This is a genomic window from Pseudomonas sp. 3B-A001-10F, assembly GCF_056313565.1.
The window spans coordinates 1-537 of the sequence record NZ_JBQYFW010000086.1; the positions used below are offsets into that span (position 1 = coordinate 1).

Sequence of the window (537 nt, forward strand, 5' to 3'; positions counted from 1 at the left end):
GTGAAGTCGTAACAAGGTAGCCGTAGGGGAACCTGCGGCTGGATCACCTCCTTAATCGACGACATCAGCTGCTCCATAAGTTCCCACACGAATTGCTTGATTCATTGAAGAAGACGATAGAAGCAGCTTTAAGCTCCAAGCTGATAGCTCCAAGCTAACAGTTGCGCGCTCGAAATTGGGTCTGTAGCTCAGTTGGTTAGAGCGCACCCCTGATAAGGGTGAGGTCGGCAGTTCGAATCTGCCCAGACCCACCAATTTTGTTATGGGGCCATAGCTCAGCTGGGAGAGCGCCTGCCTTGCACGCAGGAGGTCAGCGGTTCGATCCCGCTTGGCTCCACCATATAACTGCTTCTGAAAGCTTAGAAATGAGTATTCCGTTGAGAATATTGATTTCTAGTCTTTTGATTAGATCGTTCTTTAAAAATTTGGGTATGTGATAGAAAGATAGACTGAACGTTACTTTCACTGGTAACGGATCAGGCTAAGGTAAAATTTGTGAGTTCTCTTAATTGAGAAATTCGAATTTTCGGCGAATGT

Annotated in this window: 2 tRNA genes and 1 rRNA gene; all 3 read left to right on the forward strand. The window is 46.2% G+C overall.

The features are described from left to right. A 16S ribosomal RNA gene (locus AC0ZWN_RS28835) occupies window positions 1-54 on the forward strand; the annotation flags it as partial. 123 nt (window positions 55-177) lie between these two features. Then, a tRNA-Ile gene (locus tag AC0ZWN_RS28840) sits at window positions 178-254 on the forward strand. Between the two features lie 10 nt (window positions 255-264). Continuing rightward, window positions 265-340 (forward strand) — tRNA-Ala (locus AC0ZWN_RS28845). Window positions 341-537: the final 197 nt, after the last annotated feature.